Raw genomic sequence first — 15,533 nt, forward strand, 5'->3', positions numbered from 1 at the left:
GACTGCGTTCGACGGGGCTCGGGACTAGACTGGTTCGCATGGCAGCGAAACGTGCAGCGAAGAAGACTCCCGCGGGTCCCGGGGAAGCGAACGACCGAAGCGGCGACGACGAAGTCGGATTCGACGAACGCCTCGACGCACTGGAGACCATCGTGGCCGAGCTCGAGAACGGCGACCTGAGTCTCGAGGACTCGATCGCGCGCTACACGAACGGCATCGACCTGCTGAAGGGCTGCCACCAGCTTCTCGCTTCGCACCGCCGGCGGGTCGAGGAGCTCACCCGGGACGCCGAACGCAGCCTCGCGGCCTTCGACGAGGATCCGGACTTCGCGGCGGACGGCGGCTCCACGGGCGGCGGCTCCACGGGCGGGGAGTCGCCCCGAAGCGGCCGATGAGCGCGAACGACGCCGCGGTCACCGGTCGCGACGCGGCCGGCTGGCTGGGTTCGATCACAGCCTGGGCCGACGCCCAGCTCGAGCGCTTCACGCCGCCTGCGGTGACGCGACCCGAGCGCCTGCACACCGCCATGCGCCACGCGGTCTTCGCCGGCGGCAAGCGACTGCGTCCGGCGCTCGTCGCGGCGCTGTGCGAAGGCTGTGGCGCCGAGCGGGCCGCGGCGGAACGGCCGGCGGCCGCGGTCGAGTTGGCGCACACCTACAGCCTGGTGCACGACGACCTGCCGGCGATGGACGACGACGCGCTGCGCCGCGGTCGTCCGACGGTCCACGTGCTGTGGGGCGATGCGACCGCCATCCTGGTCGGCGACGCGCTGCAGGCCCTCGCCTTCGAAGTGCTCGGCGACCTCGAGCGCGACGGTGGGGCAGCCGTCGCGATCCTGGCGCGCGCGATCGGCGCCGCGGGCATGGTCGGAGGCCAGGAGCTCGATCTCGACCCCGCGCTGCGCCTGCCGGGCGTCGAGGGCATCGTCGACGTCCACGCCCGCAAGACGGCGGCCCTGTTCGGAGCCTGCGCGGAACTCGGTGCGCTGGTCGCGGGTGCGAGCGACCAGAGGCCGACCGCCCGCCGCTTCGGCGTCGAGCTCGGTCTCGCCTTCCAGGCCGTCGACGACGTCCTGGACGTGACCGGTGACTCCGCGTCCCTGGGCAAGACGCCCGGCAAGGACGCGGCGCACGAGCGCGACACCCTCGTCGGGCGGCTCGGGCTCGACGGGGCCCGGCGCTGCGCCGACGAGCGGATCGAGGCCGCGCGCTCCGCCCTGGCCGATCTGGCCCTGACGGATCCGGGCCCCGCCGCCGCGATCCTGGAACGGGTCGTCCGCCGCAGCAGTTGAGGGTGGATGGAGGGGCGCAGGGGCTATGATCGCTCCGGGCCTTCTTCACCCGCACCCGCCCCCCCAATGGACAGCTCGACACCCGAGGACGAACCCACTGCCTTCGACCCCTCCGTGGGCGGTTCCATGGCGGACCGCTCCGCCGACGAGGCGCAGCGCGCGGCCGAACTGGCCGCAGCGGTCGACCCGACCGGCCTCGTCCAACGCACCCTGCTCGACCGCGTCGGCAGCCCGGAAGCGCTGAAGAGCCTGGACCGCTCGGAACTCCCGGCTCTGTGCGACGAGCTGCGTTCCTTCCTGCTCGACACGGTGCAGGCCACGGGTGGTCACCTGGGGAGCAACCTCGGCGTCGTCGAACTGACGGTCGCGCTGCACTGGGTGTACGACTTCGGGCGCGACCACATCGTCCTCGACACCAGCCACCAGAGCTATCCGCACAAGATCCTGACGGGTCGCAAGGACCGCTTCGGGAGCCTGCGTCAGACCGGCGGCCTGTGCGGCTTCACGAACCCGCACGAGTCGCCCTTCGACCTGTTCCACCTCGGTCACGCGGGGACGAGCATCTCGCTCGGCGTCGGTCTCGCGATCGCGTCGGCGTCGCGCCACCCGGACGAGGATCCGAACCTGCGGCCCCAGGCCGTGGCGGTGATCGGCGACGCGAGCCTCGGCGCGGGCGTCGCGTTCGAAGCGCTCAACCACGCGGGCGCGCGCGGCGAACGGATGCTCGTCGTGCTGAACGACAACGAGTGGTCCATCGCCCAGTCGGTCGGGGCACTCGCGCGCTACCTGTCGCGCATCCGCACGAACCGCACACTCATGCGCGCGCGCCAGGAGATCGGCAACCTGATCGCGTCGATCCCGGTCATCGGCGACAAGGTCGATCGCACGCTCGACCAGGTGCGCGAGGTGCTGCGCCACGCGATCATCTCGGGGCACGTGTTCGAGGAACTGGGCGTGCGCTACGTCGGGCCGCTCGACGGGCACGACGTGTTGCTGCTCGTCGACCAGCTCGAGAAGATCCGCCAGTTGGACGGCTGCATCCTGCTGCACACGTTGACGCAGAAGGGCAAGGGCCACCCGGACGCGTCCGAGCACCCCGAGCGTGTCCACGCGGCGAAACCGCCCAACTCGATCGTCAAGCCGGCCGAGGCCCAGGCGCGCTACACCCGTGAGTCCGAGAAGGTGCTGGCCACGGCGGCCCAGCGCTGCGGCACCACGCTCGATTCCGGCATCTCCTACACCCAGGCCTTCGGCGACGCGGTGCTCGAGTGCGCGCGCGGTGATCTGCGCGTGCACGCCATCACGGCCGGGATGCCGAGCGGCACGGGTCTGGGCGGATTCTCGAAGGAGTTTCCCACGCGCTTCCACGACGTCGGGATCACCGAACAGCACGGCATCGCGATGGCGGCCGGCATGGCGAAGGGCGGACTGCGACCGATCGTCGCCGTCTACTCGACGTTCCTCCAGCGCGGCTACGACCAGGTCTTCCAGGAAGTGGCGCTGCAGGAGTTGCCCGTCGTGTTCGCGATGGACCGCGCCGGCCTCGTCGGTCAGGACGGGCCCACGCACAACGGCGTGTTCGACATCGCTTTCCAGCGCATCTTCCCCGGCTTCACGCTGTGCGCACCGCGCGACGCCACCGACATGCGCCGCATGCTGGCCTCGGCGCTCGAGCTCGACGGTCCGGTGGGTCTGCGCTATCCGCGCGGTTCGTGCCCCGGACACGAGCGCATCACCGAGAGCGAGCGGGCGCCGATGGTTCCCGGTCGCGCCGAGGTGCTGCTCGACGGCCAGGACGTGGCGGTCTGGGCCTACGGCGCGTTGGTCAGCGAGGCGATCCTCGCGGCAGAGCGACTGCGCGAGCGCGACATCCACATCACGGTCGTCGACGCGCGCTACGCCAAGCCGCTCGACGAGGAGCTGCTCTCGAAGCACCTGCGCCAGCACCGCACCTTGATCACGCTCGAGGAGCACCAGCGCGCGGGCGGCTTCGGTTCCGCCGTTCTGGAGGCCCAGAGCCGGATCGGAGAACGGGCCTGCCACGTGCGGACGCTCGGCGTCCCGGACGCCTACCAGGAGCACCGCACCCAGCGCGAGGAACAGCTCGCGCACTGCGGTCTCGACGCCGCCGGCCTCGAACGGATCGTTTCCACCGCCCTGCGCGCGGTCAAGCGTTCGTGAGTGGGGCACCTGCGGACCGCTCGACCACGGCTTCGGGTGTGACGTCTCCGATCCGTCGGGTCCAGGTCCTGGCGCACTCGGGCAAGTCGGCGGCCGTCGAGCTGCTGGACGACCTGGTGCCGTTCCTCGAGAGTCGCTGCGACACGGTCGACGTGGAGTGCGACGTCCTCGAGTTCGTGGCCAAGCGCGAGAGTTCGACCAACGACCTCCCGCGCCCCGACCTGATGGTCGTGCTGGGCGGCGACGGTGCGATGCTCTCGGCCGTCCGCGCCCACGCTTCGGCGCCGGTCCCGACGGTCGGCATCAACTTCGGCCGGGTCGGTTTCCTGGCGTCGACGCCCGTCACGCGGTGGCGCGAGGTACTCGACGGGATCCTGGCCGGGCACGGCATCGTCGAGCCCCGGATGCGCCTCTCGATCCGTGTCCCGGGTCTCGAGCGTCCGAGCGTCGCCCTGAACGAAGTGGTGATCAGTCGCGCCTCCGAGGACGCGATGCTGCAGATCGCGCTCGAGGTCGGAGGCACGTGGGTGACGGACTATCGCTCCGACGGTTTGATCCTCGCGACCCCGTCCGGTTCGACCGCCTATTCGCTGTCGGCCGGCGGCCCGATCCTCGCGCCGACGCTGCTGGGGGTGGTCGCGACGCCGATCTGCTCGCAGGCCCTGTCGAACCGTCCGCTGGTGTTGCACCCCGACTCCAAGTGCAGCGTGCGCGTGCTCAATGCGGGCGCCCGGGCCGAGGTCGTGGTCGACGGACGGCGCGTGGGGCGGCTGAGCGCGGGCGACGCGGTCCAGGTCGAGCGCCACCCCGAGCCCTATCCGTTGCTGACGATGCCGGATCTGGATCCCTACCGGCGACTGCGCGAGCGACTGGGTTGGACCGGTGGCGTGCACGAGCAGGGCGCGGACGCCTGAACCGCGTCGGGCTCAGGTGCCGATGGGGGCGGCCGTGTCCACGTCGTCGCCGCCGTGCTCGGCTCCACTCGCGCGCCGCTCGCGTCCGCGAACGAGAGCGTCCACCGCGATCAGGAGGACGGCGGCGAGCACCGCGATCGTGCCGGCCGGTGAGAGCGAGAAGTCGAGGCCGAACAGCGCCGGTCCGAACGAAGCGGCGAAGTAGCCAGAGACCACGACGAGCACCGCGATCGCCAGGCTGGCGAAGACCTGTGAGCGCACGTCGCGTGTGAGTCGGCGCGCCGTCGCGGGCGGACAGGTGAAGAGCGCGACGACGAGGACCGAGCCCAACGCCTCGAAGGACGCGACCGCCGCCGCTGCGACCGCCGCGTAGAGGGCCAGGTCCAGCAGTCCCGGCCGCAGCCCCGCCACCTGGGCGAAGGCGCGGTCGAAACTGGCGGCGATCAGCTCCTTGCGCGTCATCCACAGCGTCGGAACGACGACCGCGGCCACGCCGAGGACCGTGCGCGTCGCCGTCGGCAGGCTGGCGAAGTGGGCGGACAGGGATCCACCTTCGGGCGGCAACCACACCAGCAGCGGCAGCGTTCCGGTCAGGACGGCTTCGGCCGAGAGGTTGACGTTGCCGAGGCCGAGCGTCTCGATCAGGACGACGCCGAGCGCGAAGAAGGTCGAGAGCGTCGCCGCCAGAGCCGCCGAAGTCTCGAGGCGACCCGCGCGCTCGAGCCACGCGACCGTGACCGCGGTCGAGAGCCCGGCGACCACCCCGCCGAGCACGAGCGCGATCGGGACGAGCGCCCCGGCCACCACGAAACCGAGCACCAGACCGGGCAGGACCGAGTGACTGAGCGCGTCCGACAGGAGCGTGGCGCGCCGCCACACGAGCACGTTCCCGAGCAGCGCGCACAGGCAACCCGAGCCGAGCGCGGTCCCGAGCGGCACGAGGTCGAGCGTCACGAAGTCGCTCACCGGAGATCCTCCGAGGTCGCGTCGAAGGCGCGCTCGAGGAGGCGTCGTTCGCCCGCGCCGAGACCGAGGACCGCGGCGGCCGCCCGCGGATCGCTGCCCGAGCGAGCGGCCTCCCGCTCCACTTCACGAACGAGCGCACGCGAGCGGGCCGCGTCCAGCTCCGCCGAACGCGTCCGATGGCGCGCGAACACGCCGCGTCCCGGTGCGAGGAGCATGCTGGCGACGAAGAACAGGCCCGCGACCAGGACGATCACGGCGCCGGCGGGAGCGTCGGGCAGCGCGTAGGACAGGCTCGCGCCCAGGTGCGCCGACGCGGCTCCGAACACCCCGGAAAGGGCGATCAGCACGCCGATGGAGTCGGTGAAGAACCGTGCAGCGGCCGACGGCAGCACGACCAGCGCCACGACGAGCACCGCACCGACGATCGGGAGTCCGGCGACCGTGACCGCGAACAAGAGGACGAACAACAGAGCGTCGACGCGCGCCACCGAGAGTCCCGCACGTTCGGCGAAGGCCTCGTCGAACGCGACGGTCGAGAGCGGTCGCCGGAACGCGACGACGGCGACGAACGCGACCAGTCCGACGCCGCCGATCCAGTAGAGGTCCGTGCGCAGGGTCGTCGCCACCTGCCCGAACAGCACGTGGTCGAGGCCGTTCGCGTCCGGGATCCCGAGGCCTTGCACGACGGTCAACAGCACGACGCCCAGCCCGAACGCGCCCGACAGCACGGCGCCGGTGGCCGTGTCGTCGGGCAACGTCCCGCCGCGGCGCAGGAACGCGAGCACGATGAGCGCGGCGAGTGCCGATCCCGCTGCTCCGAGCATCACCGTCAACGGATGCCGCGCGTCCAGCCCCAGCGCGCCAGCGGCCAGGAACGCGAGCACCACGCCGGGGAGCGTGGCGTGGGACAGGGCGTCGCTGGCCAACGAACGGCCGCGCAGGACCACGAAGGTGCCCACCATGCCCGCCGTCGCACCGAGCAGCGCCGCCACGAGGCTGACGAGGCGCGCCTTCTGTCCCGCACCGAAGAGCACGGCGTCGACGAAGGCGCTCGCCCCGTCCAGCGTCGCGAGCGCGGTCGATGCGATCACTCGTGGGCCTCGGCGCCGATCGGTTCGCGCATGTAGGCCCGGCGCAGAGCCTCCGAGTCGAGCACCTCGTCGACCGGCCCTTGGGCCAGCACGGTGCCGTTCACCACGACGGCCTGGTCGAACGTGCGCCTGACCGTGTCGAGGTCGTGGTGGACGCAGACCACCGCGTGGCCCTCGTCGGCGAGCTCGCGCAGGACCCGCTCGATCTCGGCGTGCGAGACCGCGTCGACGCCGCTGGTCGGTTCGTCGAGCAGGTACAACCGCGCGTCGCTCGCCAGCGCGCGCGCCAGGAACACGCGCTGTTGTTGGCCGCCGGACAGCGCGCCGATCTGGCGCCGCGCGAGGTCCGCGAGTCCGACGCGATGAAGTGCCGCGCGTGCGAGTTCGCGTTGCGCGCGCGTCACCCGCCTGAACCAGCCGATGCGCGGGAAACGGCCCATCGTCACCACCTCGAGCGCGGTGATCGGGAAGTCCCAGTCGACCGTTTCGCGCTGCGGGACGTAGGCCACCTGCTCGCGCACTTCGTCCAGCGGGCGACCGAAGAACGCGACCAGCCCGGATGCGTCGGGCACGAGCTCGAGACAGGCCTTCAGCAGCGTGCTCTTGCCCGCGCCGTTCGGGCCCACCACCGCGACCAACGTTCCGGCGCCGATCTCGAGGTCCGCGTCCTCGAGCACCAGACCGCGACCGTAGCCGGCGCTGAGGCCGCGCACGACCAGCGGCGGATGGGGCGGGGGACCGAAGCGTGCGTCCGGGTCGAAGTCTCGGGTGAAGCGGATCACGGGTTCAGGCGCGATGCTACCCGTGGCGGGGCCGCCTTCCGTGCCCTTTGCCCCTACAGCCGGTCGCGCAGTCCGGCGGCGGGCGCGTCGCCCCCGAGGGCGCGGGTGATGAGGGTGATGTTGTGGTCGAGCATCCCGACGTAGGTGCCGCGATAGGTCCCGGGCGGCCCCATGGAGTCGGAGTACAGCTCGCCGGCCACCACCACCTGGTGTCCGCGGGCCGCGGCGCCTTCGACCAGGGCGCGCGGACCGCGGACGGACACGCTGGACTCGACGAAGATGGCCGGTACTTCGCGTTCGACGAGCAGGTTCACCAGTTCCTGGACGTGGCGCACGCTGGCCTCGGACTCGGTCGAGATGCCCTGGACGCTCGCGACCTCGATCCCGTAGCGGCGCCCGAAGTACCCGAACGCGTCGTGCGCGGTCACGAGCAGCCGCCGTTCCGCGGGGATCGAATCGATCGAGCGCCGCGCGTACGCGTCGAGCTCGGCGAGCTCCGCGAGCACGCCCTCGAGGCGCCGGGCGATGTCCGGCGCCGCCGCCGGTGCGAGGTCGGAGAGCTCGCGCGCCACGGCCCGCGCCACCTCGGCCCACAGCACGGGGTCCATCCACAGGTGGGGGTCGTCGGCGAGCGCGCCCGCCCCCCCGACCGCGAGGCGCTGTTCGGCGGGGATCGACTCGCCGACGGCCACCACCGGACGCGCGCTCGCTCGACGCGCGTCGAGCGTGGCGTGCAGGAGCGCCTCGAGGTGCAACCCGTTCTCGAGCACCAGGTCGGCCGCGGTGAGACGCGCGGCGTCCGCACGAGTCGGTCGGTGGGTGTGGGGATCGAGTCCCGCACCGAGCAGGACCTCGGTCCGCAGGTCGTCACCGGCCAGCGTGCTGGCGATGTCGTGGATCTGACCGATCGTGGAGAGGACGAGGGGACGGGTCTCGGCCTGCGATTCGTCCGCGCCGCCGCAGCTCGTGCACGTCGGGACGAGGAGCAGACCGAACACCCCCGCGAGCAGGCCCAGCGCGAACGTGCGACGCTCGCGACGCAGCGGTGCCGCCTGCTCGCTCAAGGGACGACCGGCAGGGGATCCTTCACCTCGGACGGATCGAGCACCACTCCGTCGCGCATGTAGACGGTGCGGTCGCAGCGGTCCGCCAGACGCGCGTCGTGCGTGACCATCAGGAGCGAGAGGCCGCGGCTCTTCTGTTCGCTGAACAGGAGCTCGAGCACCTGACTGCCCGTCGCCTGGTCGAGGTTGCCCGTCGGTTCGTCGGCGATCAACAGCGGCGGGTCGTGGAACAGCGCGCGCGCCAGCGCCACGCGTTGCCGCTCGCCACCGGACAGCTGCTCCGGCCGGTGGTCGAGCCGTTCTTCCAGTCCGAAGCCGATCAAGAGGTCGCGCGCGCGTGTGTCGAGCTCGCGCTTGCGACGGCGGTACGCACCGCGGCCGTAGCGGATCATCGACGGCAGCAGCACGTTCTCGACCGCGTCGAGCTCCGGCAGCAGGTGGTAGAACTGGAACACGAAGCCGATCTTGAGGTTGCGCAGGCTGGCGCGCTTCTCCTTCGAGAGCGCCCAGGCGTCGACGCCGTCCAGTTCGACGGTTCCGGTCGTCGGGCTGTCCAAGAGACCGAGCACGTGTAGCAACGTGCTCTTGCCCGCGCCCGACGTGCCGATCAGGGCCACGCTCTCCGAACGACCGACGTCGATGTCGACGCCGTGCAGGACGTCGAGGCGGCGGTCGCCGATGGGGAACGACTTCGTGATCCCGCGCGCGCGCAGGATCGGTGTGCCTTCTGCGCCGCCGTGGCGTCCGCTGCCCACGGAAGTGGTGGTCGTGTCGGTCATGTCGGCAGGCCGTTGGTTCGTGCGGTGGTCACTGGTTGCGCAGCGCGACCAGGGGATCGACGCGCGCGGCACGCCAGGCCGGAATGGCGGAGAAGAGCAGCGTCGACGTGAACGCGCCGGCGGCGATCCACAGCACCGTCATGGGCTCGACGTCGGACGGGATCTCGTCGAAGTAGTAGATCTCGCGGTTGAAGATCGTCACACCGAGCAGGTCGCTGAGCCAGATCTCGATGTCGTTGATGTAGGTGGCGCCCAGGATGCCGCCCGCCGCGCCGAGCAGCGTCCCGAGGAAGGCGTTCCAGAAGCCGATCAAGAGGAACGTCGACATGATCCCGCGTGGCGTCGCGCCGACCGCCGCCAGGATGCCGATGTCGCGGCGCTTCTCGGTGACCATCATCGTGAGGATCGAGAAGATCGTGAAGCCGGAGACGACCAGGATCAGACTGAGCATGATCGCCATCAGCACGCGCTCGTTCTTGATCGCACCGATGAGGTTCTGGCGGGAGTCCTCCCAGGTCTTGACCTGCCCGGGAAAGGCCACGATCTCGCCGTTGCGGCCGTAGCCGCCGGCGATCAACCCAGCTGCCAGGAAGTCGCGCTCGAGGTCGACCTTCAGCGCCGCGCCGTACTCGTCGTAGTCCTTGGTCCGCACCAGGATCTCGCTGTATTCGCGGTGTCCGCTCAGAAGGTCCTCGAGTTCGGCGCGGTCCATGTAGATCCGCTCCAGATCGAGGGCGTGGGCACCGGTGCGGAACGAACCCGCCACGACGAAGCGGCGATTCGCGCTGGTGACCGAACCGTCGGGCGACGGCAGGATCGTGACGACCTCGACCTCATCGCCGGGGACCAGGCTCAGTCCGCTCATGAGGCTCTCGCCCATGACGATCGCGGCGGCGGGTCGCCCGTCGGTGCGGTAGGACCTCGGGCGCTCGAACGGCAACAGGGGGTTCTGCACGCGCATGCCGCGCAGGGGCTCGCGCCGCAGCGAGTGGAAGAACTCGGTGGTCGAGAACTCGTCGCGCGCGCGACCGTCGGCGGAACGACCCGCGGTGGGGACCAGCGGGAGACCCAGCGCAGCCAGGAGCGGGGCCGCGGCCGCTTCGGCGAGGAGTGCCGGCGTGCGCAGTTCCACTCCGATCAGTTGGATGGCGGAGAGATCGCCCGCCGACCCCGCCATCAGTCGCTCGGTACGACGCCCGTCACCGGCGGCCTGGGCGTACCAGACCAGACGCGGTGACGCGGCCTCGACCCGCTCGTCCGCGAAGAGTCGCTCGAGGAGCGGCGCGGGCGTACGCGTGCTGCTGGCGCTGGACCCGTCCGTGCCGCGGCCTTCCTGGGAGGGGGCGATCGCGAGGTCCGAGAGGTCGCCACGCAGCATGGCGCGACTCGACTCGAGGAAGCCCGACATGATCGAGAGGATCAGGATCAGCGCGCCGACGGCCACGAAGATCCCACCGACCCCGATCCAGTTCGTGCGGCGCGTCAAGAGGTAGCGCCAGGAGAGGAAGACTCGATACACGGACGGGTGGTGGTCTGGGAGCGGGTCGGTCAGACGGGCGTCGCGCTCGTCTCGGTCGCCTCGGCGTCGTCGCCCTCGTTCGGGCGCTGCGGACGCATGGCCGGGAACAGGAGAACGTCCCGGATCGAGTCCTGGTTGCACAGGATCATGACCAACCGGTCGATTCCCACCCCGAGGCCCGCGGTGGGGGGCATTCCGTACTCGAGCGCCTGCACGTAGTCGACGTCGACCTCGCCCGGGGCCTCGGGATCCTTGCTCGCCACCTGCTCGGCGAAGCGGCGGTGCTGCTCGGCCGGGTCGTTCAGCTCGCTGAAGCCGTTGCCGATCTCCATGCCGCCGATGAACAGCTCGAGGCGTTCGGCCACGCGCGGATCCTCCGGTGACGCCTTGGCCAGCGGACTGATCTGGATCGGGTAGTCGGTGACGAAGATCGGGCCGTCGAGGTGTTCTTCGACCGTGGCCTCGTAGACCTCGTTCGCGAGCTTGTAGTAGATCGCTTCCGTGTTCGCGGCCGCCGCGCGCAGGGCCGGATCGATCTTCAGCTCGGCCGCCTTCGCCAGCACCGCGTCGCGGTCGTGGAAGTCGCAGCCCGCGTGCTCGCGGAACAGGTCCATGTACGAGCGGCGCTCGAACGGCGCCGACAGGTCGTAGGTCGTGCCGCGGAACTCGAGCGACGTGGTACCGCAGACCGCCTGCGCGAGGCCCGACACGATCTGCTCGAAGATCTCGATCATGCGGCGGTAATCGGCCTGGGCCTCGTACAGCTCGAGCATCGTGAACTCGGGGTTGTGGCGCACGCTGAGCCCCTCGTTGCGGAAGTTCCGACTGACCTCGAACACGCGCTCCATGCCGCCGACGATGCAGCGCTTCAGGTAGAGCTCGGGGGCGATGCGCAGGAACAACTCGGTGCCGAGCGCGTTGTGGTGCGTCACGAACGGCCGCGCCGCGGCGCCACCGGCGATGGGGTGCAGCGTCGGTGTCTCGACCTCGAGGTAGCCCTGGTCCTCGAGGAAGCGGCGGATCCACGACAGGGTCCGGCTGCGCTTGGTGAAGACCTCGGCCACGCCCTCGCTGGTCCACAGGTCCACGTAGCGCCGGCGGTAGCGGATTTCCTTGTCGGAGAGGCCGTGCCACTTCTCGGGCGGGGGCGCGACGCTCTTGGCGAGCAGGTGCACCTCGTCGGCCCAGATGGTCGGCTCGCCCTTCTGGGTGAAGGCCAGTTCGCCGCTGATGCCGACCAGGTCTCCGCCGTCGAGCAGCTTGCGGTCGGGCCACCAGTCGGCGAGGCGCGCCTTCTGCATGCCGATCTGGATGCGGCCGCTGCGGTCCAGGACCGGCGCGAAGACGAGCTTCCCGAAGTCGCGCAGCGAGAGCAGGCGACCGGCGACGGTGACGCGCTCGCCGACGCGCGGACCGGGTTCTTCGGCGGTCCCGGCGGCGGCGAGCAGGTCCGCGATCGGTTCGGCGTCGACGCCGCGCGCGGGGTAGGGATCGAGCCCCCGCTCGCGCATCTGCTCGATCTTGGCCAGGCGGTCGGTGTGGGCGAGGTCGGTCATGGCGGTGGTCGGCGCGGGCGATTCGGAGTTCCGGATCGTGGGGACGGGGCCGAGGACGCGCACCCTAGCGCCCGGGCCCGAGGGTCCGAAGCGCATCCGGCGGTCGAGTGCGCGAGTGGCGGACTCGACCGTGCCGGCCCGCGCGCGCTCCGTGTCCGGGCGCTCGTGCCGGCCTTGCGAAGACGCGCTCGGCGTCACCGCCCGCCGCGACGAAGAGGCACCCCGGATACGACGACGGCCGCGCTCGTCATCGAGGCGCGGCCGCGGCGGTGGGAGTGGTGGAGGATAGGGGAGTCGAACCCCTGACCTCTACAATGCCATTGTAGCGCTCTACCAACTGAGCTAATCCCCCACGGGACCCGCATCGGCGCTGCTCGCGTGGCGAGCCGGAGAGGGTCGGCAGCCCTCTCGCACCCATGTGGACGGGAGAGAGTGGCGACGGGTCGCGGGAGGGTCAAGAGGGCCGCACCATTTTCGGGTGACTCATCCCGCTTCGGGTGCGCCCGCCGCCGGACGGTCCACTATCGTGCTCGGCTCGAAGCGCGGCGCGGATCCTCGCGCCGGAGCCGTGCCGATGGGCCCCGCTCGCTTCGCGCGCCCGTCCACTGCAACGGTCCGGCGGGCCCGCGACGTCCAGCGCGCCCGTTGCCCGCGCCCCCGTCCTTTCATCGCGCCCGTCCCCCCGCGCCCCCGTCCTTCATCGATCGCCGTGACCAACGCCTACGACCCCCAGGCCATCGAGCGCCGCTGGCAGGCCCACTGGGCAAAGAACAGCACCTTCCGCGCGCCCAACCCGGGCGACGCCGACTTCGACCCCGAGCAGCCGAAGTACTACGTGCTCGACATGTTCCCGTACCCCTCGGGCGCCGGTCTGCACGTGGGACACCCGATGGGCTACATCGGCACCGACGTGGTCGCCCGTCGCAAGCGGATGGAGGGCTTCAACGTCCTGCACCCGATGGGCTACGACGCGTTCGGTCTGCCGGCCGAGCAGTACGCGATCGCCACCGGCCAGCACCCGGCCGAGACCACGGCCAAGAACGTCGCGACCTTCCGGCGCCAGCTCGAGCTGATCGGTCTGTCCTACGACTGGAGCCGCGAGTTCGCCACCAGTGACGTCAGCTACTACCGCTGGACCCAGTGGATCTTCGCGCGCCTGTTCGATCGCGGGCTGGCCTACCAGTCCGAGGTCGCGGTCTGGTGGTGCGAGGCGCTGAAGACGGTGCTGGCGAACGAGGAGGTCATCAACGGGCGCTCCGAGCGCGGCGACCACCCCTGCGAGCGCCGTCCGCTCAAGCAGTGGATGCTGAAGATCACGGCCTACGCCGATCGCTTGATCGACGACCTGGACGACCTGGACTGGCCGGAGTCGGTCAAGACGATGCAGCGCGAGTGGATCGGCCGCTCCGAGGGCGCCGAGATCGACTTCGCGGTGGCCGGGCACGAGGGCGGAGCGGTGCGCGTGTTCACGACGCGGCCCGACACGCTGTACGGCGCGACGTTCTGCGTCCTCGCGCCCGAACACCCGCTCGTCGCGACGATCGTCACCGCGGATCAGCGCGCAGCGGTCGACGCCTACGTGCGCACCGCGGCCGCCAAGAGCGATCTCGACCGCACGGACCTGGCGAAGGGCAAGACCGGCGTGTTCACCGGGGCCTTCGCGCTCAATCCGTTGATGGACCCGGCCGATCCCACAGCGCGCGTGCCGATCTGGGTCGCGGACTACGTGCTGGCGACCTACGGCACCGGCGCGATCATGTGCGTGCCCGGTCACGACGAGCGCGACTGGGAGTTCGCGCAGCAGTTCGACCTGCCGATCGTGCGCGTCGTGGGGGACGACGCGAACGACGACGGGCCCCTCGAGGCCTGCCGGACGGAGAAGGGTGTGGCCGTGAACAGTCCGGGCTGGAACGGGCTCGCGACGGAGGCCGCGAAGGCGCGCGCGATCGAACTGCTGGTCGAGAGCGGCGCCGGCGAGGCCAAGGTCACCTACCGCCTGCGCGACTGGCTGTTCAGCCGTCAACGCTACTGGGGCGAGCCGTTCCCCGTGCTGCACCACGGCGACGGGAGCACGACGCGCGTGCCCGACGAGCACCTGCCGGTCGAACTGCCGCCGATGACCGACTTCGCGCCCGCGGACGACGGTGCGGCGCCGCTCGCACGCGCCACCGACTGGGTGCGGACCACCGACCCGATCAGCGGCGAGCCCGTGCGCCGCGACACGGACACGATGCCGGGGTGGGCCGGTTCGTGCTGGTACTACCTGCGCTTCATGGACCCCGCGAACGACGCCGCGCCCTTCTCGAAGGAAGCGGCCGCGTACTGGGGCGACGTGGACCTCTACGTCGGCGGCACCGAGCACGCCGTGCTGCACCTTCTGTACGCGCGCTTCTGGCACAAGGTGCTGTTCGACGAGGGACTCGTGGCGACGAAAGAGCCGTTCGCGCGTCTCTTCAACCAGGGCATGCTGACGGCGTTCGCCTACAAGGACGCGAGCGGTCGACTGGTGCCCACCGACGAGGTCGAGTTCCAGGGCGACCGCGCCGTGACGAAGGACGGCCACGCGCCGCTCGAACAGGTCGTCGCGAAGATGTCGAAGTCGCTCCGCAACGTCGTCAACCCCGACGACGTGTGCGCCGAGTACGGCGTCGACACGTTCCGTCTGTACGAGATGTTCATGGGGCCGCTGTCCGACAGCAAGCCCTGGAACCCGCGCGACGTGCCGGGCTGCCGGCGCTTCGTCGAGCGTGTCTGGCGCCTGTTCGTCGACGAGGGCACCGACGCGCCCGTGCGCCCGCACCTGGCGGCTGCGATGGGCAGCGAGCCGGAGGGCCCCGCCGCCGATCTCGAGCGCTCCCTGGCGCGCACCATCGTGCGCGTGAACGACGCCTTCGGCGGCTTCAACTTCAACACCGCGATCGCGGCGCTGATGACGTTCGTCAACGACGCGACCAAGGCGGCGGAACACCTGCGCCGCGACCAGGCCGAGCGCTTCGTGCTGGCGCTCTCGCCCTTCGCGCCGCACCTGGCGGAAGAGCTGTGGTCGCGTCTCGGCCACACCGAGACTCTGGCCCGCGCGGCCTGGCCCACCTGCGATCCGAAGTGGCTCGTCGAGGACGAGATCGAGATCGTGGTCCAGGTCAACGGCAAGGTCCGCGGGCGCGTCAAGGTGCCGAAGGACATCGACAAGGACGCGCTGGGCGAGCTCGCGAAGGCGCACACCGGCAGCCACCTCGAAGGCGTCACGATCGTGAAGACGGTCGTGGTGCCGGGGCGACTGGTCAACTTCGTGGCGAAGTAGGTCCCGCGCCCCGGCGCCCAGGGGATCCTGCCCCGGGTGAGTCCAGAGCCCGCTCGATGTCCCGCGGGTCGGGCCTTGCCCGGAACGCG

General features: G+C 71.0%; 12 protein-coding genes and 1 tRNA gene. 5 read left to right on the forward strand and 8 right to left on the reverse strand.

Annotated features, from left to right (window positions below):
* Window positions 1–38 precede the first annotated feature (38 nt).
* The 4 genes from xseB (at window position 39) to Pla163_RS09400 (ending at window position 4,386) form a co-directional block, all read left to right on the forward strand.
* The gene (gene xseB, locus Pla163_RS09385; protein WP_145187009.1) at window positions 39–395 is read left to right on the forward strand and encodes an exodeoxyribonuclease VII small subunit; all 357 of its coding nucleotides are present in this window, start codon (window positions 39–41) and stop codon (window positions 393–395) included.
* Window positions 392–1,291 carry a polyprenyl synthetase family protein gene (locus Pla163_RS09390; protein ID WP_145187012.1) on the forward strand — a complete coding sequence of 300 codons (900 nt, stop codon included), beginning with the start codon at window positions 392–394 and terminating at the stop codon, window positions 1,289–1,291. The genes xseB and Pla163_RS09390 overlap by 4 nt, the downstream gene beginning before the upstream one ends.
* Before the next feature lie 66 nt (window positions 1,292–1,357).
* Window positions 1,358–3,472, forward strand: coding sequence for a 1-deoxy-D-xylulose-5-phosphate synthase (gene dxs / locus Pla163_RS09395; RefSeq protein WP_419185741.1), 2,115 nt, complete (start codon window positions 1,358–1,360; stop codon window positions 3,470–3,472).
* Between the two features lie 38 nt (window positions 3,473–3,510).
* The gene (locus Pla163_RS09400; RefSeq protein ID WP_145187019.1) at window positions 3,511–4,386 is read left to right on the forward strand and encodes an NAD(+)/NADH kinase; all 876 of its coding nucleotides are present in this window, start codon (window positions 3,511–3,513) and stop codon (window positions 4,384–4,386) included.
* A 12-nt stretch (window positions 4,387–4,398) separates the two neighbouring features.
* Here the strand turns inward: Pla163_RS09400 and Pla163_RS09405 are convergent, their stop codons facing one another.
* The 8 genes from Pla163_RS09405 to Pla163_RS09440 all read right to left on the reverse strand — a co-directional run bounded on the left by Pla163_RS09405 (window position 4,399) and on the right by Pla163_RS09440 (window position 12,495).
* Window positions 4,399–5,352, reverse strand: a complete 954-nt coding sequence (locus Pla163_RS09405) for a metal ABC transporter permease (RefSeq protein ID WP_145187022.1) — start codon at window positions 5,350–5,352, stop codon at window positions 4,399–4,401.
* Entirely contained in the window at window positions 5,349–6,443 is a 1,095-nt protein-coding gene (locus Pla163_RS09410; protein ID WP_145187025.1) for a metal ABC transporter permease, read from the reverse strand. The genes Pla163_RS09405 and Pla163_RS09410 overlap by 4 nt, the downstream gene beginning before the upstream one ends.
* Complete coding sequence (locus tag Pla163_RS09415; protein ID WP_419185742.1) at window positions 6,440–7,225, reverse strand: metal ABC transporter ATP-binding protein; 786 nt, start codon at window positions 7,223–7,225, stop codon at window positions 6,440–6,442. Before Pla163_RS09415 ends, Pla163_RS09410 begins: the two co-directional genes overlap by 4 nt.
* A gap of 53 nt (window positions 7,226–7,278) precedes the next feature.
* Window positions 7,279–8,289: a metal ABC transporter solute-binding protein, Zn/Mn family gene (locus Pla163_RS09420; protein WP_419185744.1), complete on the reverse strand. Its 1,011-nt coding sequence runs from the start codon at window positions 8,287–8,289 to the stop codon at window positions 7,279–7,281.
* Window positions 8,286–9,068 carry an ABC transporter ATP-binding protein gene (locus Pla163_RS09425; RefSeq protein WP_145187028.1) on the reverse strand — a complete coding sequence of 261 codons (783 nt, stop codon included), beginning with the start codon at window positions 9,066–9,068 and terminating at the stop codon, window positions 8,286–8,288. Before Pla163_RS09425 ends, Pla163_RS09420 begins: the two co-directional genes overlap by 4 nt.
* Before the next feature lie 28 nt (window positions 9,069–9,096).
* Window positions 9,097–10,587, reverse strand: a complete 1,491-nt coding sequence (locus Pla163_RS09430) for an ABC transporter permease (protein WP_145187031.1) — start codon at window positions 10,585–10,587, stop codon at window positions 9,097–9,099.
* A gap of 29 nt (window positions 10,588–10,616) precedes the next feature.
* The gene (gene lysS / locus Pla163_RS09435) at window positions 10,617–12,143 is read right to left on the reverse strand and encodes a lysine--tRNA ligase (RefSeq protein ID WP_145187034.1); all 1,527 of its coding nucleotides are present in this window, start codon (window positions 12,141–12,143) and stop codon (window positions 10,617–10,619) included.
* 276 nt (window positions 12,144–12,419) lie between these two features.
* A tRNA-Ala gene (locus Pla163_RS09440) sits at window positions 12,420–12,495 on the reverse strand.
* Window positions 12,496–12,852: 357 nt separating this feature from the next.
* Here Pla163_RS09440 and leuS point away from each other — a divergent pair.
* On the forward strand, window positions 12,853–15,444 hold the full coding sequence (gene leuS, locus Pla163_RS09445) for a leucine--tRNA ligase (RefSeq protein WP_419185745.1): 2,592 nt from the start codon (window positions 12,853–12,855) through the stop codon (window positions 15,442–15,444).
* The last annotated feature ends 89 nt before the right edge of the window (window positions 15,445–15,533 follow it).

The organism is Rohdeia mirabilis (assembly GCA_007750655.1).
Lineage (GTDB): Bacteria > Planctomycetota > UBA1135 > UBA1135.